Origin of the sequence: Streptococcus oralis (genome assembly GCF_023109195.1) — a bacterium.
In the GTDB taxonomy this organism is placed as follows: Bacteria; Bacillota; Bacilli; order Lactobacillales; family Streptococcaceae; genus Streptococcus; species Streptococcus oralis_BV.
The window spans coordinates 1-21,232 of record NZ_JALDUB010000004.1 but is presented as its reverse complement, the minus strand read 5'-3'; the positions used below and the strand labels follow the sequence as shown (position 1 = coordinate 21,232).

Here is a 21,232-nt window from a genome sequence, read left to right as displayed (position 1 = left end):
TGATTAAGAGAGAGGAAGTTGACATTTTATCAAGCTGTCTATCCGATCGTTCAGGACAAGGAATCATGATGAACTATCAATCAGAAAAAAGACTAGAAAGAAGACTGTATGGATAATCGACCAATTGGTTTTTTGGATTCGGGTGTCGGGGGCTTGACTGTTGTTCGTGAGCTCATGCGCCAGCTTCCCCATGAAGAAATCGTCTATATTGGAGATTCGGCACGGGCACCCTATGGTCCCCGCCCTGCTGAGCAAATTCGTGAATATACTTGGCAGTTGGTCAACTTTCTCTTGACCAAGGATGTCAAGATGATTGTCATTGCTTGTAATACTGCGACTGCGGTCGTCTGGGAAGAAATCAAGGCCAAACTAGACATTCCCGTTCTAGGTGTGATTTTGCCAGGAGCTTCGGCAGCTATCAAGTCCAGTCAAGGTGGGAAAATCGGGGTGATTGGAACTCCCATGACGGTACAATCAGACATCTACCGTCAGAAAATCCATGATTTGGATCCAGACTTACAGGTGGAAAGTTTGGCCTGTCCCAAGTTTGCCCCCTTGGTTGAATCTGGTGCCTTATCAACTAGTGTAACCAAGAAAGTGGTTTATGAAACCCTGCGTCCCTTGGTCGGCAAGGTGGATAGCTTGATTCTGGGTTGTACCCATTACCCGCTCCTTCGCCCCATCATCCAAAATGTCATGGGACCAGATGTAAAACTCATCGATAGTGGGGCAGAGTGTGTACGGGATATCTCGGTTTTACTGAACTATTTTGAAATCAATCGTAGCCGAGATGCGGGACCTCTTCAACATCGTTTTTACACAACAGCCAATAGCCAAAGTTTTGCCCAAATTGGAGCAGAATGGCTGGAAAAAGAGATTCATGTGGAGCATGTAACTTTATGACAAACAAAATTTATGAATACAAGGATGACCAGGACTGGTATGTCGGTGTCTGGGATGTCTATGGAGGCATCTATAGCCTTATCAAAGATCCTCTCGAGCTTGATTTTATGGATTTAGTGCGGATTTTTCGTGACGAAGAAAATGGCTTTCCGATTACGATAACGGTGATGCGCTGGTCTTCTAACTTTCGTTTGCTCTCCTTTATCGTTGAGATTTTAAATGCGGAAGCAGGACGTAACTTGGAAGTCATCCAACGTCAGGGAGCCCTACTCTTGGTTGAAAATGGGCAACTCCTGCATGTAGAATTGCCTAAAGAAGGTGTTGATGTGGCAGCCTTTTTTGAAACTAGCAAGGTCAGAGAAACCTTGCTCATAGCGACTCGCAATGAGGGCAAGACCAAGGAATTCCGAGCTATTTTTGACAAGCTAGGATATGATGTGGAAAATCTCAATGACTACCCTGACCTACCTGAAGTAGCTGAAACAGGCATGACCTTTGAAGAGAATGCTCGTCTCAAGGCAGAAACCATTTCGCAGTTAACAGGCAAGATGGTTTTGGCAGATGATTCTGGTCTCAAAGTCGATGTCCTCGGCGGTTTACCAGGAGTCTGGTCAGCGCGATTCGCTGGTGTGGGAGCGTCTGATCGTGAAAATAATGCCAAACTCTTGCACGAATTGGCCATGGTCTTTGAACTCAAGGACCGCTCAGCTCAATTCCACACAACCCTAGTCGTAGCTAGTCCAAACAAGGAAAGCTTGGTGGTTGAAGCTGACTGGCCGGGCTACATTAACTTTGAACCAAAGGGGGAGAATGGCTTTGGTTATGATCCGCTCTTCCTTGTGGGAGAGACAGGTAAGTCAGCAGCTGAATTAACCCTTGAAGAAAAAAATAGCCAATCCCACCGTGCCTTAGCCGTTAAGAAACTTTTGGAGGTATTTCCATCATGGCAAAGCAAACCATCATTGTAATGAGTGACTCTCATGGAGATAGCTTGATTGTGGAAGAAATTCGTGATCGCTATCTGGGGAAAGTCGATGCCATTTTTCACGATGGTGACTCTGAGCTCCGTCCAGACTCTCCTCTCTGGGAAGGCATCCATGTCGTCAAAGGAAATATGGACTTTTATGCTGGCTACCCAGAACGTTTGGTAACTCAACTTGGTCCAACCAAGATCATCCAGACGCATGGACACTTGTTTGATATCAATTTCAACTTTCAAAAGTTGGACTACTGGGCTCAGGAAGAAGATGCCGATATCTGTCTCTATGGTCACTTGCATGTACCAAATGCTTGGATGGAAGGAAAGACTCTTTTTCTCAATCCAGGCTCCATCAGCCAACCACGAGGAACTATTAGAGAATGCCTCTATGCCCGTGTGGAGATTGATGACAGCTATTTTAAAGTAGACTTTTTGACACGTGATCATGAGGTTTATCCAGGTCTGTCCAAGGAGTTTGCTCGATGATTGCCAAGGAATTTGAAGCATTTTTATTGGAGCAGGAAGAGACTTTTCTTACCCCTGCTGAGAATCTAGCAGCCTTGATTGATACCCATAACGCTGACCATGCGATTTTGGTGTTGAGCCAAATCACTTATACCCGTATCCCTGTTGTGACTTTTGACAAACGCTTTGTCGGAACCATTGGTCTGAGAGACATTTTGGCTTATCAAATGGAGCAAGGTTTGACGGATGAGCAGATGGCAACGACAGACATCGTCAATATGACCAAGACGGATGTGGCAGTTGTCGCTCCAGACTATAACATCACAGAGGTCCTCCATAAACTGGTGGATGAACCCTTCTTGCCAGTGGTAGATGATGAAGGGATTTTTCAAGGAATCATCACGCGCAAGTCCATCCTCAAGGCCGTCAATGCTCTCTTACATGACTTTAGTAAGGAATATGAGATTCGATGCAAATGAGAGATAGCATTTCAGCCTTTTTAGAGGAAAAACAGGGCTTGTCTACCAATTCCAAGCAGTCCTATAAGTATGATCTGGAGCAATTTTTAGACATTGTGGGTGAGCGGATTTCTGAGACCAGTCTTAAGATTTACCAAGCCCAGCTAGCCAATCTAAAAATCAGCGCCCAGAAGCGAAAACTTTCGGCCTGTAACCAATTTCTCTACTTTCTCTATCGAAACGGAGAAGTGGACAGCTTTTACCGTCTGGAATTAGCCAAACAAGCTGAAAAGAAGACTGAAAAGCCAGAGATTCTAAATTTAGACTCTTTTTGGCAGGAAAGTAATTATCCAGAAGGACGCTTGCTGGCGCTTCTTATCTTGGAAATAGGGCTCTTGCCAAGTGAGATTTTAGCCCTTAAGGTTGCAGATATCAATCTGGATTTTCAAGTGTTGAGAATCAGCAAGGCTTCCCAACAGAGGATTGTCACCATACCCACGACCTTGACTCCAGAATTGGAACCCTTGATGGGGCAGACCTATCTCTTTGAAAGGAGTGGGAAAACCTATTCTCGTCAGTGGGCCTTTCGTCAGCTGGAGTCCTTTGTCAAGGAGAAAGGTTTTCCAGCCTTATCAGCCCAAGCCTTGCGGGAACAGTTCATTCTAAGACAGATAGAAAACAAGGTCGATTTGTACGAAATTGCAAAAAAACTAGGATTAAAAACAGTCCTGACCTTAGAAAAATATAGATAATGGATATTAAATTAAAAGATTTTGAAGGGCCGCTGGACTTGCTTTTGCACCTGGTTTCTAAGTACCAGATGGATATCTACGATGTGCCTATCACAGAAGTCATCGAACAGTATCTAGCCTATGTCTCAACCTTGCAGGCAATGCGTCTGGAAGTAACGGGCGAGTATATGGTTATGGCCAGTCAGCTCATGCTGATCAAGAGCCGCAAGCTCTTGCCAAAGGTAGCAGAAGTGACAGACTTGGAAGATGACCTGGAGCAGGACCTTCTCTCCCAAATCGAAGAATACCGCAAGTTCAAACTCCTGGGCGAGCACTTGGAGGCTAAGCACCAAGATCGGGCTCAGTACTATTCCAAAGCGCCGACAGAGTTGATTTACGAAGATGCAGAGCTTGTACATGATAAGACGACCATTGACCTCTTTTTGGCTTTTTCAAATATCCTAGCCAAGAAAAAAGAGGAGTTCGCACAGAATCACACGACCATTTTGCGGGATGAGTATAAGATTGAGGACATGATGGTCATCGTAAAAGAGTCCTTGTCTGGACGAGACCAGTTGCGTTTGCAGGATTTGTTCAAGGAAGCCCAGAATGTTCAAGAGGTTATTACCCTCTTTTTGGCAACCCTAGAGTTAATCAAAACCCAGGAACTGATTCTCATGCAAGAGGAGAGTTTTGGAGATATCTATCTCATGGAAAAGAAGGAAGAAAGTCAAGAGGCACAAAGCTAGACTTGATAGAGAGGAAAGATGAGTACTTTAGCAGAAATAGAAGCGCTCTTGTTTGTAGCAGGTGAAGATGGGATTCGAGTCCGTCAGTTGGCTGAACTCCTCTCTCTGCCACCGACAGGCATCCAACAGAGTTTAGAAAAATTAGCCCAGAAGTATGAAAAAGACCAAGATTCGAGCTTGTCCCTGATCGAGACAGGTGGTGCATACAGATTGGTCACCAAGCCTCAATTTGCAGCGATTTTGAAGGAATACTCCAAGGCACCCATCAACCAAAGTTTGTCTCGGGCTGCTCTTGAAACCTTGTCCATCATTGCCTACAAGCAGCCTATCACGCGGATAGAAATTGATGCTATCCGTGGGGTCAATTCTAGTGGAGCTCTAGCTAAGCTACAAGCTTTTGAATTGATAAGAGAAGATGGGAAAAAAGAAGTTTTGGGTCGCCCTAATCTCTATGTGACTACGGATTATTTTCTAGATTACATGGGGATTAACCATTTAGAAGAATTACCAGTGATTGATGAGCTTGAGATTCAAGCCCAAGAAAGCCAATTATTTGGTGAAAGGATAGAAGAAGATGAGAATCAATAAATATATTGCCCACGCAGGTGTGGCCAGTAGGAGAAAAGCAGAAGAGCTGATCAAACAAGGCTTGGTGACGGTCAACGGCCAAGTGGTGCGTGAACTAGCAACCACTATCAAAGCTGGCGATAAGGTTGAAGTTGAAGGACAACCTATCTACAACGAAGAAAAGGTCTACTATCTGCTTAACAAACCACATGGAGTGATTTCCAGTGTGACAGATGACAAGGGCCGCAAGACTGTTGTGGACCTCTTGCCCAATGTCAAGGAGCGCATTTACCCAGTTGGACGTTTGGACTGGGATACATCAGGTGTCTTGATTTTGACCAACGATGGGGACTTTACAGACGAGATGATTCACCCCCGTAATGAGATTGACAAGGTCTATGTCGCGCGTGTTAAAGGTGTGGCCAACAAAGAAAACCTTCGTCCCTTAACTCGTGGTCTTGAGATTGATGGCAAGAAAACTAAGCCAGCTGTTTATGAGATTCTCAAAGTAGATCCAGTTAAAAATCGCTCTGTAGTACAGTTGACTATCCATGAAGGGCGCAACCACCAGGTTAAAAAGATGTTTGAAGCTGTCGGTCTCCAAGTGGATAAGTTGTCTCGGACACGTTTTGGACACCTAGACTTGACAGGCCTTCGTCCGGGAGAATCTCGCCGCCTTAACAAAAAAGAAATCAGCCAACTACACACCATGGCTGTAACCAAGAAATAATGAAACGAATCTTAATAGCTCCAGTACGCTTTTACCAACGTTTTATCTCACCAGCCTTTCCACCCTCTTGTCGTTTTGAGCCAACTTGTTCCAACTACATGATCCAGGCTATTGAAAAACATGGCTTCAAGGGTGTTCTGATGGGCTTGGCTCGGATTTTACGTTGCCATCCCTGGTCGCCAATAGGAAAAGATCCTGTCCCAGACCACTTTTCACTCAAACGGAATCAAGAAAAAAAATAACCCAACATCATTTGATGTTGGGTTTTCTTGCTTATTTCAAAGCTTTTTGAGCGTCTTCGATCATGAGTTTAGTTGATTCAAGTCCGCCTCCGCTTAGGTACCAGAGGTCTGGTGTTAGTTGGATAATTTTACCATTTTTAGCGGCAGGAGTTTCAGCGATGAGGGCATTTTCTAGGACGCCGTCGTTGCTAGAGTTGTCCCCACCAATGGCAAGGGTACGGTTGATGACAAAGAGGATGTCAGGATTGATTTCTTTGACACTTTCAAAGCTGACTTCTTGTCCGTGGCGAGAGTCTTCAAATTGAGTATCAGTTGGTTTGAATTTCAAGGTTTGGTACAAGAAAGAGAAACGAGATTGGGCACCAAAGGCAGCCATTTTTCCTTCATTGAGGAGGATAGCAAGGGCTTTTTTGTCAGAACTTTCGTTTTTAGTAGCGACTTCTTGGATGCTCTTGTCTAGGTTAGCCAATTCTTGCTTGGCTTTCTGTGTACCAGTTTCACCGAAGGCACTTGCTAGAGATTCGATGTTGGCCTTGGTAGAAGTCCAGTAGTCGTCCTTGCTTGCTTGGAAGAGCACGGTTGGGGCGATTTCTTTGAACTTGTCTACGAATTTTTGGGTACGTGGAGAAGCGATAATCAAATCCGGTTCAAGAGCAGCAATGGCTTCTAGGTCTGGCTCAACCATAGAACCAACATTTTTGACATTTCCTGCGAGATCTTTTAGGTAAGTCGGAACAGTTTTTGTAGGCATTCCGACGATATTCTTTTCAAATCCTAAAGCGCGAATAGTATCTGCAGCACCGAGATCAAAGGTTACAATCTTTTCAGGAACTTTTGAAAGTTTGACCTCGTCTAGTGAACTTTTAATGGTTATCTCTGTTGGAGCAGAGCTACTTGACTCCGTCTGGCTAGTGCTTGAGTTTGTATTTGTACTACATGCACCAAGTAAGAGCAAGAAGCTGGCCACTAGGGCAGTGAGATAAAGTTTAAGGGATGTTTTCATGATTTCTCCTTTTTAAAATGTGATAACGATGTAGGGGGCTCTTAGATAGGCTTGTTAGCTAAGAGACAGAGGGATCTCTAACATGAGTTCAGAATAGCTAGCTATAGATACAGATCTTTTTGCCATTGATATCAGCCAGCGTGATGGGAATCTCATAGAGTTGACTGAGCAGGTCAGCCTGCATGATTTGAGCAGTCGTTCCCTTGCAAAAGACTTGACCGTCCTTGAAGGCAACAATTTCATCCGCATACTGGCTAGCCATGTTGATATCGTGGAGGACGATGATAATGGTCTTCCCTAGTTCCTCCACCAGTCGCCGAAGGATCTGCATCATGCTGACACTTTGCTTGATATCGAGGTTGTTGAGCGGTTCGTCTAGCAAGATAAAGTCTGTATCCTGGGCCAGTACCATAGCGATAAAAACACGTTGCAACTGTCCACCAGACAGACTATCGATGTAGCGTTCTTTTAAGTTGGTCAGTTCCAGATAGTCAAGGGTTTCTCGAATTTTTTCCCAGTCTTCCGCCCTCAGTCGACCACGACTGTAGGGAAAACGTCCAAAGCTGACCAGTTCTTCTACAGTCAATTTGGCTTGGTAATTAATCTTCTGCTTTAGGATGGTGAGTTCTTTGGCCAGTTCTTGGGAATTCCAGCTTTCGATTTCCCGGCCTTTAATACTGAGAATTCCCTGATCTTTCTTGGTCAGTCTGCTCATAATGGAGAGGAGAGTTGATTTTCCAGCACCATTTGGACCAATGAAGGCTGTCAGTTTCTGAGGACTGACTTCAAGCGAAATGTCTTGCAAAATATCCTGTTTTTGAATGGATTTGTCAATGTTTTCCAGTTTCACCGACGCGCCCTCCTGTATAGTAAGATAAAGAATAAGAAGCCACCCACACTCTCAATGATCATGCTGATGCGAATTTCCAGCGCAAAGACTCGTTCGATGAGGGCTTGCCCCAAGGTTAAGCTAATAAATCCAATTAGAATGGCTACGATAAAGAGCAACTTGTGTCGATAATCTTTGACGATTAGGTAGGTAAGATTGGCCAGCATAAAGCCGAAGAAGGCCATAGGCCCTACCAAGGCAGTCGCTGTTGAGGTCAAGAGCACGATGCCCCAGAGGAGTTCTCTCTGTTCTTTTTCAACATCGAGTCCAAGTATCTGAGCCGTTTCTCTTTGCAGGTGCAAGACATCCAGAACGACTGCTTTTCGAAAGAAAAAGATTGTCAAGGCGAGGATGATCAGAGAACCGATGGCTAGGATGGAAGTGTTGAGATGTTGAAAGGAGGCAAAGAGACTGTTCTGCAGTTTATCGTATTCATTTGGATCCATCAGAACTTGTAGGAAGGTACTGATATTTCGAAAGAGACTTCCGAGCGCTAGGCAGATTAGCAGAATGAAGACCAGATCTTGCTTCATCAGCGTTTTCAAGTAGCCTTGTAAGGCGAGAAAAAAGAGGGATTGAAGCAGAAGCAAGACTAGAAATTCTAAGACAGGAGACTTTCCAAGCTGTAGAAATTTGCTTTCAAATATCAGTAGCAGGGTTTGTAACAAGACATAGAAGGATTCGATTCCCAAAATACTTGGTGTCAGAAAGCGATTTTCCGTCAGGGTTTGAAAACTAATGGTCGAAATCCCTGTCGCGATGGCTACCAAGAGATAAACGATGATTTTTTGGGAACGCAACTTCCAGGCAAAGGCAGACAGATGGGTGAAGGGCCAAAAGTAGAGGAGACAAGCTCCGATGGCCAGAATAATGAGAAGGCAAAAGAGCTTGGTATGTTTGCTTTTAAACGGCATCTTTTTGTCCCCCTCTCCATAGAAGTAGGATAAAGACGAGGCTACCGATGATTCCTAGCAAGAGACTGACAGACAGCTCATAGGGCCGAATCAAGACTCGAGAGAGGATGTCGCAGGCAAGAACCAGATTGGCACCGACTAGAGCGACGACGAGTTTGGTTTGGCTCAGATTATCTCCATAGTGCTTGCGGACAAGATTGGGAACGATGACCCCGAGAAATGGCAAGGCACCCACGGTAATCATGGTGACACTTGTCGTTAGCGCCACCAGAAAAAGGGCCAGTTTTTCAAGTAGGGAGTAAGAAATCCCCAAACTCTCACTGGTTTCCTTGCCCAGATTCATGATGGTGAAGGTTTGGGATAATTTCCAAACGGCTATCAGGATAATGAGGCCTAAGAAGAGCCACTCATACTGATGGGTCTGAATCATGGAGAAGGAACCCTGGGTCCAGGCCGTCATACTCTGAACCAGATTGAAACGATAGGCGATAACTTCTGTGACAGAACCGATAATCCCACTATAGATGATCCCGATCAAGGGCAACATCCACCTTTCCTTTACAGAAAAAATAGTCATAAAGGCCAGGAAGAAGAGGGTAAATAAAATGGATGAGCCAAAAGCAAAGAGCATCTTTTGGGTCAGACTCGCAGACGGAAAGACAAAGAGACTCAACACCATTCCCAGTTTGGCGGCTTCTGTCGTTCCGACTGTACTCGGAGCAGCAAATTGATTTTGAGTGATGGTCTGCATGAGGAGTCCTGCCATGCTCATACTGGAGGCTGCAAGGAGAATGCTGATGGTTCTTGGAAGACGCGACTCTTGAAAGAGAAGCCAAGTCTGTTGGTCAAAAGCAAAGAATTTTTCCCAAGAAAAATCACTGGTTCCAATACTAATGGAGAGAAAGACCAGGAGTAGAAGTAAGCCTGTTAAAATATGAGAGAGTTTCATGCCCCGTCCTTTCATGTAGATTTGGTATAAAAATACCCTTGGAGATAATGTAACACGATTTTTTTAATCTGTCAATAAATTTTCTGACAATTTAATGTAAAAAGAAAGAAAAATTCCTGAAATAATATCTGCCCCTCTCTTTTATTGGAAAACTGAGTAAAAACCAATCCACCTTTCCACTATCCTTCTCCTATAAAAAGTGGTAAAATGGAGGACAGAAAGAAGGAACTGATATGACAACATTATTTTCAAAAATCAAAGAAGTAACAGAGCTTGCTGCGATCTCAGGTCATGAAGCGCCTGTCCGGACTTATCTTCGTGAAAAGTTGACACCGCACGTGGATGAAGTAGTGACAGATGGCTTGGGTGGTATTTTCGGTATCAAGCATTCAGAAGCTACGGATGCACCGCGTGTTTTGGTCGCATCTCACATGGACGAAGTTGGTTTTATGGTCAGCGAGATTAAGCCAGATGGAACCTTCCGTGTGGTTGAAATCGGTGGCTGGAACCCTATGGTGGTCAGCAGTCAACGCTTTAAACTCTTTACTCGTGACGGTCGTGAAATTCCAGTGATCTCAGGTTCTGTCCCTCCACATTTGACACGTGGAACAGGTGGACCAACTATGCCAGCAATTTCAGATATCATTTTTGATGGTGGTTTTGCAGACAAGGCTGAGGCAGAAAGCTTTGGTATCCGTCCTGGTGACACCATTGTCCCAGATAGTTCTGCTATCTTGACAGCCAATGAAAAAAATATCATCTCAAAAGCTTGGGACAACCGCTACGGTGTCCTCATGGTGAGCGAGCTTGCAGAAGCTTTATCAGATCAAAAACTGGGAAATGAACTCTATCTTGGCTCTAACGTCCAAGAAGAGGTTGGTCTGCGTGGTGCTCATACTTCCACAACCAAGTTTGACCCAGAAGTCTTTCTGGCAGTTGACTGTTCACCTGCTGGTGATGTTTATGGTGGTCAAGGCAAGATTGGGGATGGAACTTTGATTCGTTTCTATGATCCAGGTCACTTGCTCCTCCCAGGTATGAAGGATTTCCTTTTGACAACGGCCGAAGAAGCTGGCATCAAGTACCAATACTACTGTGGAAAAGGCGGAACGGACGCTGGAGCAGCTCATCTGAAAAATGGTGGTGTCCCATCAACAACCATCGGTGTCTGCGCTCGTTATATCCACTCTCACCAAACCCTCTACGCGATGGATGACTTCCTAGAAGCCCAAGCTTTCTTGCAAGCCTTGGTGAAAAAATTAGACCGCTCAACGGTTGATTTGATTAAAAATTATTAAACATAAGGGAGGTGGTCGGGATGGTAGAACCAAACCTAGAAAGCCTTATAAGAGATCTCTACAACCATGCCCGTCAGGGCTTGAGTGAAGATTTAGTTGCTGCTCTCCTAGAGACTGCTAAAAAACTACCAACTACAAATGAGCAATTATTAGCAGTCCGACTCTCAGGACTTGTCAATCGTGAATTGCTCATCAATCCCAAACATCCAGCACCTGAATTGATCAACTTGGCGCGCTTTATCAAAAGAGAAGAGGCTAAGTACAGAGGTACTGCAGTTTCTGCTATTATGTTTGGAGAGCTATTTAAAATGCTTTGATTCCATTGTGAATCAAAGCATTTTTATATGCTCCGAAAGAAATTCTTAATGAGGAGACGAAAAAAACCATCCCATTCAGGATAGCTTCTTGTTTATTAGATTTGTTCAGCGATGACCTTTTCAGCTAGGTTCATAGCATGGTCAGATACACGAGTGTAGTGGGAAATGATGTCGATAAAGTTGACTCCAGCTTGTGTAGAACACTCACCTTTGTTAAGGCGTTTGATGTGGGTCTTTCTGAGAACGCGTTCCATATTGTTGATTTCTTTATGGCGTTCAATCAGACTTTGAGCTTTTTCAATATCATTGTTTTCTACACTATCAAGGGCATCCTTGATGAATGCGGTTGTTGCTTGATAAATCTCAGCTAATTCCTCTAAAGCAGCATCAGAAAATTGAACATTCTTACGTTGGAGGTAGTCTGTTAGGTTGAGCAAGCCTTCTGCGTGGTCCCCAATCCGTTCCAAATCACGAGACGAATCCAGGATGTTAGTCAAGACTTCGCTTTCCTTTTGACTCAAGGATTCGCTTGAGAGTCTGATGAGGTAACGAGTGAGTTTTTCATCGATGGTGTTGATGGCTTCCTCTGTCTTGTGCCCTTTTTCAGCTACCTTTTCATCCAAACCGATGATATAGGTATAAGAAAGGTCAAAAGCTTTGGCTGCATAGTTCCCCAAGTGCAAGAGTTCTTTTTTGGCATTTCCTAGAGCGATAGAAGGAGATTGCTGGATAAGTTGCTCGTCGAGATAGAGGGGCTCGTACTTGACAACCTCGTCTTCACCAGGGATGAGCTTGGTTACAAAGTAGGCCAAGGCTCCGATGAATGGAAATTGTACAATGGTGTTACTTACGTTAAAGGCACCGTGAGAGAAGGCGATTGTCATCTCAGGTGAGAGGTGAAGGAGTGCCTGGAAGTACTCGATCATAGCAGTGAAGGGGCCTAATAAGATTAAGCAAAGAATAGTTCCTAAAACATTAAAGGTAACGTGGGTTGCCGCAACGCGTTTCGCTGAGACATTGGCTCCAGCTGCCGCAATGATAACGGTTAGAGTTGTCCCGATATTATCCCCGAAGAGAACTGGTAGTGAACCTTTAAGGTCAAGGAAGCCACCTGCATAGAGGCCTTGCAAAATCCCGATTGTAGCCGAGGAAGCCTGGATGAGGACGGTAATCACTGCACCAGCTACCACTCCTAAAATAGGATTTTGTCCCAAGGTGACCATATACTCCTTGAATTGTGGTAAATCTTTAAGCGGACTCATACCGGCACTGATGAGGTTAAGAGCGTAGAAGATCCCCCCGACACCAAACAGGATGCGCCCGATATTGTTTGCTGTTCTGTTTTTTGTAAAGAAGAGAAACATAGTCCCAAGGAAAATCAAGGGTAAAGCATACTCACCCAGTTTGAAACCGATGATAAAGGAAGTAACGGTGGTTCCGATGTTGGCTCCCATGATAATTCCGATAGCCTGTCTAAGAGTGAGAAGACTAGCGCTGACCAGTCCGACCGTGATAACTGTAACCCCCGTACTTGACTGAATGAGGGCAGTCACGACGATTCCGACTAGAACGCCTAAAAAGGGATTGCTAGTGTACTTGTCAATGTAAAAACGAAGGCGATCTCCAGCAGCTTGTTGCAAACCGTCTCCCATGGTCTTGATACTGTATAAAAACAGTCCTAGACCTCCTAAAAAGTGAAATAAAATTTCCTGCCAATTAATGGACATTTCTTTTTCCTCCGGAAAATAATAACGGAATTTCTCCTATTCTATTTTAAAGGATAAAAGTAAATCTCACAAGTGTTTAGCTGAAATTTTCATAAGAAACAAGAACTTTCTTTTAAAATGAGAGATAGATTCCCTTTAAGATAGATGATTTATAAGATTGTGTCCAAATTTTATTGATTATTATCCTAGTTATAGTTTTTATGTTAAATAGATTGACATCGCTTTCATATAGGATAAAATGAAGATGATCCTGTTCTGGTGTCGTACACTGAGAACAGTTACTTTTTATCAAAAAGTAAAGCGCTTACTTTATATTTTATTAGGAGGATAAGATGAAAAATCTATTTTTTGAAAAACGTTGCCGTTACAGTATTCGTAAGCTGTCAATCGGGGCTTGTTCCTTGATGATTGGTTCAGCTCTATTCGCAAGTCCAGCTCTTGCCGAACAAGTCGCAGCCCCTGAAACAGCTGCAAATACGAGCGCCCAAGCTACAAGCGCTAGTGAAACAGCTAATCCAGATACTGCAGCTATCGAAAAACAATTATCGGAAACAGAGAACAAAGTAGCTGAGCAACCAATTTCAGAAAACACTCCAGCAATAGCCGATTTGGTCAATGAAAAAGAAGAGGTAAAACCCGCTCCGGCAGATAAAGCTGAAAAACCTGCTCAACCAACTGAAAAAGAAGAAGTCAAACCAGAGGAAACTCCTCAAGTGGCTGAGAAGAAAGCCGACAAACCGATTCTAGCAGACGTTCCTAAAAATGAAGAAAAGAGTCTCCGACCAAAAGAAATCAAATTTGATACTTGGGATGATTTGTTGAAATGGGAACCAGGTGCGCGCGAGGATGATCCCATCAATCGTTCCTCAGTTGAACTCGCCAAGCGCCATAGAGGTCAGTTGGTTAACGAAAAAGCAAGCAGAAGAGCCAAGGTTCAGGCGCTAGCAAATACCAACTCAAAGGCTAAAGACCATGCTTCTGTTGGTGGAGAAGAATTCAAGGCTTACGCCTTTGATTACTGGCAATACTTGGATTCAATGGTCTTCTGGGAAGGTCTAGTTCCAACTCCAGATGTCATTGATGCCGGTCACCGCAACGGAGTTCCCGTTTATGGAACACTCTTTTTCAACTGGTCAAATAGCATTGCCGACCAAGAGAAATTTGCAGCTGCCTTGAAACAAGACGCAGATGGCACCTTCCCTATCGCACGGAAACTCGTTGATCTCGCTAAGTATTATGGCTTTGATGGCTACTTCATTAATCAGGAAACAACGGGGGAATTGGTAGCACCTCTGGGTGAAAAAATGCGCCAATTCATGCTCTATACAAAGGAATATGCAGCTAAGGTCAACCATCCAATCAAGTATGCTTGGTACGATGCCATGACCTACAAATATGGTCGTTACCACGAAGATGGCCTTGGTGAATACAACTATCAGTTCATGCAAAAAGAAGGTGACAAGGTTCCTGCAGATCAATTTTTTGCCAATTTCAACTGGAACAAGGAAAAGAATGACCACTCCGTAGAGATGGCCAAATGGCTAGAGCGTAGTCAATATGATGTCTTTGCAGGCTTGGAATTGCAACAAGGTGGTTCTTATAAGACCAAAGTCAAATGGGATGCCCTCTTAGATGAAAAAGGCAAGTTGCGTTTGTCACTTGGACTTTTTGCACCAGATACGATTACCAGTCTAGGAAAAACAGGCGAAGACTACCACAAGAATGAAGATATCTTCTTCACAGGCTACCAAGGAGATCCAACGGCTCAAAAACCAGCAGATAAAGAGTGGTATGGGATAGCCAATTTAGTTGCTGACCGCACACCAGCAGTTGGCCGAACCTTCACGACCTCCTTTAATACAGGTCATGGTAGAAAATGGTTTGTAGACGGTAAAGTTTCTAAGGATTCTGAGTGGAACTACCGTTCTGTTTCTGGTGTCTTGCCAACATGGCGCTGGTGGCAGACTTCAACGGGGGAAAAACTTCGTGCAGAATATGACTTTACAGATGCCTATAATGGAGGTAACTCCCTTAAATTCTCAGGTGATGTAGCTGGTAAGACGGACCAGGATGTGAATTTGTATTCTACCAAACTAGAAGTAACTGAAAACACCAAACTTCGTGTTGCCCACAAGGGAGGAAAAGGCTCTAAAGTTTATATGGCCTTCTCTACAACACCAGACTACAAATTTGAGGATGCAGCCGCATGGAAAGAGCTAACACTTTCTGATAACTGGAAGAATGAAGAATTTGACCTTAGCTCACTAGCAGGTAAAACAATCTATGCAGTCAAACTCTTCTTCGAACATGAAGGGGCTGTAAAAGATTATCAGTTCAACCTAGGACAATTAACAATTTCGGATAATCACCAAGCACCACAAGCGCCTACAGGCCTTTCTGTAGTGAAACAATCTCTCAAGAATGCCCAAGAAGCTGAAGCAGTGGTCCAATTTGCTGGTAACCAAGATGCAGATTTCTATGAAGTCTACGAAAAAGATGGAGATAACTGGCGTTTGTTGACAGGATCATCTGCTTCAACCATCTACTTGCCAAAAGTTAGCCGTTCTGCTAATGCGACTGGTAGGACTCAGGAACTGAAAGTCGTTGCAGTTGGTAAAAATGGCCTCCGTTCCGAAGCTGCGACGGCATCCTTTAACTGGGGGATGACAGTTCAGGATACAACTCTCCCAAGACCTTTGGCTGAAAATATTGTTCCAGGGGCAACGGTTATTGGTAGCACTTTCCCAAATACTGAAGGTGGAGAAGGTATTGAAGGTATGCTGAACGGTACCATTACTAGCTTGTCAGATAAGTGGTCTTCAGCTCAGTTGAGCGGTAGTGTGGATATTCGCTTGACCAAGCCACGTACCGTTGTTAGATGGGTCATGGATCATGCAGGAGCTGGTGGAGAATCCGTAAACGACGGTTTGATGAACACCAAGGACTTTGATCTTTACTACAAGGATACAGATGGCGAGTGGAAACTAGCTAAGGAAGTTCGTGGCAACAAAGCACACGTGACAGATATCACTCTTGACAAACCAATCACCGCTCAAGACTGGCGTCTAAAAGTTATCACTTCAGATAACGGAACACCTTGGAAGGCCATTCGTATCTACAACTGGAAGATGTATGAAACCCTGGACACAGAAAGTCAAAATATTCCAATGGCTAAGGTGGCTGCCCGTTCACTTGGAAACCATCAAGTTCAACTAGGCTTCTCTGATGTTCCAGCGGGTGCAACTATCACCGTTTACGACAAGGCAGATTCACAAACACCGATTGCAACTTTGAAGTCTGATACTGGAGGCGACTTGGCAACAGCACCATTGGGCTTTGACAAGCAACCAACTCTCCTCTACTATCGTACTCAACTACCTGGCAAAGAAATCAGTAACACCTTGGCTGTAGCGATTCCACAGGATGAAAGAAAAATTGCTGCAGTTAGTCTCGAAAAAGGACCTAAGAAGACAGTTTACAAAGAGGGAGAAAAACTTGACCTCAGAGGCGGAACACTCCGTGTTCAATATGAAGGTGGCGAAGCTGATGAACTGATTAACCTTACTCACTCAGGTGTGACGGTATCTGGATACGATGCTCATCAAAAAGGGGAACAAAAGCTCACAGTCAGCTACCTTGGACTTCCAGTTACTGGTGACTTGAAGGTACAAGTGACAGGACAAGATGAAGGAAAACCAAAAGAAGTAGCGGGCTTGTATATTACTAAGAAACCAAAAACAGACTATCTAGTAGGAGATCAACTGGATCTTGCAGAAGGTCGCTTCGGTGTTCTCTATGATGATGAGACGGAAGAAAGTCATGCCTTTACGGACCAAGGTGTTGAAATCACGGGCTATGATGCTCAGAAGACTGGACGACAAACCTTGACCTTGCATTACAAGGGACACACTGCTGAGTTCGATGTCTTGGTTTCTCCAAAAGCAGCTGTCAACGATGAGTACCTCAAACAAGAAATCACTGCTGCCCAAGGTCGCCAGTCAACCCTTGGCTACACCTTCTCAAGCGAGGACAAACAAGCAGCACTAGTAGAGAAGCTCAATGCAGCGAAAGCTGTAGCAGAAAACCATAATGCTAGCCAAGAAGAAGTCAATCGGGCTTTGAATGAGTTGAAACAAGCAGGGACAGCCTTGGATGGAAATCAACGTTATCAGACTGCTAGAGAAGAATTGGAAGGTTTGCTCGAATCTGTCCGTGAAAAAGATTCCCAAGCTGAGTTGATTGCCCAAGCAGAAACCTTGTTGGCTTCAGAAATGCCAACTCCACAAGCTTTTGCGGAAATGAAAGAAAAGCTAAATAAGAAACTAGCTCCTGCAGAAGAAAGTCATCATGTTGGAAGCGTGGATCCAAATGAAGTGGCCCCAACGGTTGAGGCCCTCCCTGAACTAGTTATTGAAACTGAAACAACAGCCTTTGAACGTCAGGAGCGACCAAACGCAGCCCTTCTCAAAGGACAACGCCGTGTTGTGCAAGCTGGAGTTGAAGGCCAAGTTCGCCACTTTGTAGCAGTAGATACCCAAGGCAAACGCACTCTTCGTTCGACTGAGGTAGTCAAGGAAGCAATCCCAGAAATCACCGAAGTTGGAACAAAAGTTCTATCAAGCAACCAACCAGCTGAAGGTGTGAAAGATTTAGTTCTAGAAACTCCGAAACTGGAAATTGAAGAGGGGACAGTTTCCTTCGAACGTCAGGAACGACCAAATGCAGCCCTTCTCAAAGGACAACGCCAGCTAGTTCAAGCAGGAGTTGAAGGCCAAGTTCGTCGCTTTGTAGAAGTTGATGGTCAGGGCAAACGCACCCTTCATTCTACTGAGGTTCTCAAGGAAGCCCTTCCAGAAATTGTTGAAGTTGGAACGAAAGAAGAGCAAGTCTCACAAACAAGGGATCAAGCGCTCTCAGCAACACCAGCAAAAGTTGAAGAAACAAATAGAGAGCTCCCAAATACGGGAGCGACAAGAGATGCTAGTCTAGTAGCGCTAGGACTCCTCGGACTAATGAGTGGCTACGGCTTGCTTGCTGGAAAGAAGAGAGAAGACTAATCAGATTTACGAATCTTGGATTTTCTCATAAAAATAAAAAAACAAGGTTTAACTGTAGATTAGTCAGGCCTTGTTTTTAGTTTTGAAATTGAAGAGTAAATTTGAAGCTAGATTTTTGTTATTCAATTCCTTGGATAAATTTTTGGAAACGATAAGTGTCGAAATAGATATTGGATGCAACTAATTTATCAAATTCATCGAATTTCAGAAATTCTGCGACATCCAGTTCGAGTTCTTTTCCTTGAGGAGAATGTAGATGGTAGCGGTTTAAAGCTGAGACTGTTCGACCATCAACAAGTAATTGCTTCACTTCAAGATGCTGGCTTAAAGCATAGAATTGGCCTGCACCTTGCAAATAAACATCACGTCCTTGTCGAATTTCTATACTATCGCACATGCCATAGTCAAAGTTTTCAGCTACGAAATCTTCCCAGCCTCCCTCATTTACTGCCGTAAAATAGCTTTCTGCAAGTGTTTTTGTATCCATTTGGAACCTCCTGTAAAATAATTGGGCTATGATGAATATCACGAAATATTTTGCCCACTTAAGAGTATACAAAAGGAAATATGACTACAGGTTGTCATATTGCTGAAGATTTTTTTTGAGAGTACTGACCAGTAGATTTTGTAAGTGACTTGGAGATACGACCTTTACTTGATAACCAAAGCTTAATAGTAAATCAAAAAACGAGGGAGTTAAAGCTCTAAATGCCTGAACTTTTATTATTTCGTCCTCGACTCTGATTTCTTCTTCCGTGAAGTGATCGTAGATTTTTGGAAGTGCAAATCTTGTAAAAACTAGTTCAATTTCTTCTCTTTGCCCCTCCACTTTATGTTTTGGGGGATTTAAAAAAAGCTCTAACTTTTCTTGAGATAAACGTGGATAATCGAATGGTTTATCTTTTATCTCCACTAGTTCTAGTTCACGAATTCGAGTTAATTTAAAAATACGAAAATCTAATTTTTCTAAGCAGTAACCGATAACATACCAAGCATTCAGTTTATAGATCAATCTGTATGGAATAACTGTTCGCTGACTTTTCTCTTGTTTTTTCGAATAGTAAGAAAAAGAAATCATCTGTTCAGTTTGTATCGCTTCCTCAATTTCTAGTAAATAATTTGTATTAAGAGTCCAGGAACTGAGATCAAAGTAAAAAGGACTGTTTACTCTTGTAATTTCTTGAGAAGACAGCTTGTGTTCGATACTGTCAAGACTTGAATGACCAACGATTTTACTAACATTCTGGCTCATATTAATAATAAACTGTCTCTCTTCCTCAGTGAAAAAGTTTCTGTCTATCTTATAGTCGCTTGGTATATAGAAACCTCCCTTATCTCCACGTTCCGAATAGATTGGAATCCCCGCTAAACTAAGCGTATCCATGTCTCTGTATACTGTTCGACTAGATATTTCAAACCTCTCTGCAATCTCTTTAGCTGTTATTCTCTTCTTATTTAAAAGAGACAGTAAAATATAGATTAGTCTTTCTAATTTCATTGTAGTAAATCCTCTTTTTTAATTTCAAATAGCACAAACTAAAAGAAACTATTTCAGTTATATTGTACAATAAGAAACCTAGCAATTCAAAAAGAAGGACCGTATAGTTTAGAATATTAAGGATTAAAATGTTGGAAAAAGAATGGTATAGAAGTAATTAGGCAGAGCAATCAAGAAATTTGCCTAAATTTTTCCAACCGAATTATGTGAAGATTGCTATTTTCCGAACTGCAATCCTAGGTTTTTAGGTTAATAAATAGAAGAAAGAACAAGAAAAGTTTAGGGTTTTTCTATCTCTTTTGCTGATTTTGTGATATAATTAACACGTATAAAAAAAGAAGGAGTCATATCTAATGGCAAAATTGACTGTTAAAGACGTTGACTTGAAAGGGAAAAAAGTTCTCGTTCGTGTTGACTTCAACGTACCTGTTAAAGATGGCGTGATTACCAATGACAACCGTATCACTGCAGCTCTTCCAACTATCAAGTACATCCTTGAACAAGGTGGACGTGCAATCCTCTTCTCTCACCTTGGACGTGTAAAAGAAGAAGCAGACAAAGAAGGTAAATCACTTGCTCCTGTAGCTGCTGACTTGGCTGCTAAATTGGGACAAGAAGTTAAATTTATCCCAGGTGTTACACGTGGTGCTGAATTGGAAGCCGCTGTTAACGCTCTTGAAGATGGACAAGTTCTCTTGGTTGAAAACACTCGTTTCGAAGATGTTGACGGCAAGAAAGAATCTAAAAACGATCCTGAACTTGGTAAATACTGGGCATCACTTGGAGATGGTATCTTCGTAAACGATGCATTCGGTACAGCTCACCGTGCACACGCATCTAACGTTGGTATCTCGGCAAACGTTGAAAAAGCAGTTGCTGGTTTCCTTCTTGAAAACGAAATTGCCTATATCCAAGAAGCTGTTGAAGCTCCAGAACGTCCATTCGTGGCTATCCTTGGTGGTTCAAAAGTTTCAGACAAGATCGGTGTTATCGAAAACTTGCTTGAAAAAGCTGATAAAGTTCTTATCGGTGGTGGGATGACTTACACATTCTACAAAGCACAAGGTATCGAAATCGGTAACTCACTTGTAGAAGAAGACAAATTGGATATCGCTAAAGCTCTTCTTGAAAAAGCAAACGGCAAATTGATCTTGCCAGTTGACTCAAAAGAAGCGAACGCATTTGCTGACTACACTGAAGTGAAAGACACTGAAGGTGAAGCAGTAGACCCAGGTTTCCTTGGTTTGGATATCGGTCCTAAATCTATCGCTAAGTTTGATGAAGCTTTGACTGGTGCGAAAACAGTTGTATGGAATGGACCTATGGGTGTATTTGAAAACCCTGACTTCCAAGCTGGTACAATCGGTGTCATGGATGCTATCGTGAAACAACCAGGTGTTAAATCAATCATCGGTGGTGGTGACTCAGCTGCTGCAGCCATCAACCTTGGACGTGCAGACAAGTTCTCATGGATCTCTACAGGTGGTGGAGCATCAATGGAACTCCTTGAAGGTAAAGTTCTTCCAGGATTGGCAGCTTTGACTGAAAAATAAATAGTTTAACTAAAAGAAGATGGTGTGACCATCTTCTTTTTAATTTAATTTATAAATAGGTGAAATTTTTCTATAAATAAAAAGAAAAAAGAGTAAATATTTGCATCCTGCCTTGTAAAGTGCTAGTATAAGAAGTAACGACTAAATTTAGATAAGGAAATGACTTATAATGAAAAATAAAAAAGAAGTCTATGGATTTCGTA

Annotated in this window: 20 protein-coding genes; 13 read left to right on the top strand and 7 right to left on the bottom strand. The window is 43.1% G+C overall.

All coding sequences use genetic code 11. The features are described from left to right. The first annotated feature begins 108 nt into the window (after positions 1 to 108). Genes racE through yidD form a run of 9 tightly spaced genes read left to right on the top strand, consistent with a single transcriptional unit; the run spans position 109 to position 5,824 of the window. Complete coding sequence (gene racE / locus M1F65_RS08600) at positions 109 to 903, top strand: glutamate racemase (RefSeq protein WP_084880140.1); 795 nt, start codon at positions 109 to 111, stop codon at positions 901 to 903. Further along, positions 861 to 1,871, top strand: a complete 1,011-nt coding sequence (locus tag M1F65_RS08595; RefSeq protein WP_394334839.1) for a nucleoside-triphosphate diphosphatase — start codon at positions 861 to 863, stop codon at positions 1,869 to 1,871. Before racE ends, M1F65_RS08595 begins: the two co-directional genes overlap by 43 nt. Next, the gene (locus M1F65_RS08590) at positions 1,847 to 2,368 is read left to right on the top strand and encodes a metallophosphoesterase (RefSeq protein WP_001118939.1); all 522 of its coding nucleotides are present in this window, start codon (positions 1,847 to 1,849) and stop codon (positions 2,366 to 2,368) included. Before M1F65_RS08595 ends, M1F65_RS08590 begins: the two co-directional genes overlap by 25 nt. Further along, entirely contained in the window at positions 2,365 to 2,826 is a 462-nt protein-coding gene (gene cbpB, locus M1F65_RS08585) for a cyclic-di-AMP-binding protein CbpB (RefSeq protein ID WP_000560696.1), read from the top strand. The genes M1F65_RS08590 and cbpB overlap by 4 nt, the downstream gene beginning before the upstream one ends. After that, positions 2,823 to 3,557, top strand: a complete 735-nt coding sequence (xerD, locus tag M1F65_RS08580) for a site-specific tyrosine recombinase XerD (RefSeq protein WP_277619949.1) — start codon at positions 2,823 to 2,825, stop codon at positions 3,555 to 3,557. Before cbpB ends, xerD begins: the two co-directional genes overlap by 4 nt. Next, positions 3,557 to 4,285 (top strand): segregation/condensation protein A, encoded by a 729-nt coding sequence (locus M1F65_RS08575; protein ID WP_042902022.1) that lies wholly within the window; start codon positions 3,557 to 3,559, stop codon positions 4,283 to 4,285. The genes xerD and M1F65_RS08575 overlap by 1 nt, the downstream gene beginning before the upstream one ends. An 18-nt stretch (positions 4,286 to 4,303) precedes the next feature. Then, entirely contained in the window at positions 4,304 to 4,873 is a 570-nt protein-coding gene (scpB, locus tag M1F65_RS08570; RefSeq protein ID WP_000105285.1) for an SMC-Scp complex subunit ScpB, read from the top strand. Further along, positions 4,860 to 5,582: a pseudouridine synthase gene (locus tag M1F65_RS08565; protein ID WP_247925803.1), complete on the top strand. Its 723-nt coding sequence runs from the start codon at positions 4,860 to 4,862 to the stop codon at positions 5,580 to 5,582. Before scpB ends, M1F65_RS08565 begins: the two co-directional genes overlap by 14 nt. Then, positions 5,582 to 5,824 carry a membrane protein insertion efficiency factor YidD gene (gene yidD / locus M1F65_RS08560; protein ID WP_033606311.1) on the top strand — a complete coding sequence of 81 codons (243 nt, stop codon included), beginning with the start codon at positions 5,582 to 5,584 and terminating at the stop codon, positions 5,822 to 5,824. Before M1F65_RS08565 ends, yidD begins: the two co-directional genes overlap by 1 nt. Positions 5,825 to 5,855: 31 nt before the next feature. On the opposite strand, the gene M1F65_RS08555 is transcribed toward yidD, so the two are convergent. From M1F65_RS08555 to M1F65_RS08540, 4 genes are all read right to left on the bottom strand, one after another. After that, positions 5,856 to 6,827 carry a siderophore ABC transporter substrate-binding protein gene (locus tag M1F65_RS08555; protein ID WP_000858285.1) on the bottom strand — a complete coding sequence of 324 codons (972 nt, stop codon included), beginning with the start codon at positions 6,825 to 6,827 and terminating at the stop codon, positions 5,856 to 5,858. A 97-nt stretch (positions 6,828 to 6,924) separates the two neighbouring features. Beyond that, positions 6,925 to 7,677 carry an iron ABC transporter ATP-binding protein gene (locus M1F65_RS08550; protein WP_247925802.1) on the bottom strand — a complete coding sequence of 251 codons (753 nt, stop codon included), beginning with the start codon at positions 7,675 to 7,677 and terminating at the stop codon, positions 6,925 to 6,927. Beyond that, positions 7,674 to 8,630 (bottom strand): iron chelate uptake ABC transporter family permease subunit, encoded by a 957-nt coding sequence (locus M1F65_RS08545; protein ID WP_070567842.1) that lies wholly within the window; start codon positions 8,628 to 8,630, stop codon positions 7,674 to 7,676. Before M1F65_RS08545 ends, M1F65_RS08550 begins: the two co-directional genes overlap by 4 nt. After that, positions 8,620 to 9,579 carry an ABC transporter permease gene (locus M1F65_RS08540; RefSeq protein WP_247925801.1) on the bottom strand — a complete coding sequence of 320 codons (960 nt, stop codon included), beginning with the start codon at positions 9,577 to 9,579 and terminating at the stop codon, positions 8,620 to 8,622. The genes M1F65_RS08545 and M1F65_RS08540 overlap by 11 nt, the downstream gene beginning before the upstream one ends. A gap of 233 nt (positions 9,580 to 9,812) precedes the next feature. Between M1F65_RS08540 and pepA the strand changes: the two genes are divergently transcribed. Further along, the gene (pepA, locus tag M1F65_RS08535) at positions 9,813 to 10,877 is read left to right on the top strand and encodes a glutamyl aminopeptidase (protein ID WP_247925800.1); all 1,065 of its coding nucleotides are present in this window, start codon (positions 9,813 to 9,815) and stop codon (positions 10,875 to 10,877) included. A 20-nt stretch (positions 10,878 to 10,897) separates the two neighbouring features. Continuing rightward, complete coding sequence (locus M1F65_RS08530; protein WP_247925799.1) at positions 10,898 to 11,194, top strand: bacteriocin immunity family protein; 297 nt, start codon at positions 10,898 to 10,900, stop codon at positions 11,192 to 11,194. 95 nt (positions 11,195 to 11,289) lie between these two features. Here the strand turns inward: M1F65_RS08530 and M1F65_RS08525 are convergent, their stop codons facing one another. Continuing rightward, positions 11,290 to 12,921, bottom strand: a complete 1,632-nt coding sequence (locus tag M1F65_RS08525; protein WP_000026662.1) for a Na/Pi cotransporter family protein — start codon at positions 12,919 to 12,921, stop codon at positions 11,290 to 11,292. A gap of 332 nt (positions 12,922 to 13,253) precedes the next feature. On the opposite strand from M1F65_RS08525, the gene M1F65_RS08520 reads away from it, so the two are divergent. Beyond that, positions 13,254 to 17,978 carry an endo-beta-N-acetylglucosaminidase gene (locus M1F65_RS08520; RefSeq protein ID WP_216728894.1) on the top strand — a complete coding sequence of 1,575 codons (4,725 nt, stop codon included), beginning with the start codon at positions 13,254 to 13,256 and terminating at the stop codon, positions 17,976 to 17,978. Positions 17,979 to 18,096: 118 nt separating this feature from the next. On the opposite strand, the gene M1F65_RS08515 is transcribed toward M1F65_RS08520, so the two are convergent. Both M1F65_RS08515 and M1F65_RS08510 read right to left on the bottom strand, forming a co-directional pair. Next, positions 18,097 to 18,465: a nuclear transport factor 2 family protein gene (locus tag M1F65_RS08515; protein WP_049485034.1), complete on the bottom strand. Its 369-nt coding sequence runs from the start codon at positions 18,463 to 18,465 to the stop codon at positions 18,097 to 18,099. A gap of 84 nt (positions 18,466 to 18,549) precedes the next feature. After that, the gene (locus tag M1F65_RS08510) at positions 18,550 to 19,476 is read right to left on the bottom strand and encodes a helix-turn-helix transcriptional regulator (protein ID WP_049550429.1); all 927 of its coding nucleotides are present in this window, start codon (positions 19,474 to 19,476) and stop codon (positions 18,550 to 18,552) included. A gap of 353 nt (positions 19,477 to 19,829) precedes the next feature. Here M1F65_RS08510 and M1F65_RS08505 point away from each other — a divergent pair, with 353 nt between their 5' ends. Then, positions 19,830 to 21,029, top strand: coding sequence for a phosphoglycerate kinase (locus M1F65_RS08505; protein WP_049501507.1), 1,200 nt, complete (start codon positions 19,830 to 19,832; stop codon positions 21,027 to 21,029). Positions 21,030 to 21,232 lie beyond the last annotated feature (203 nt).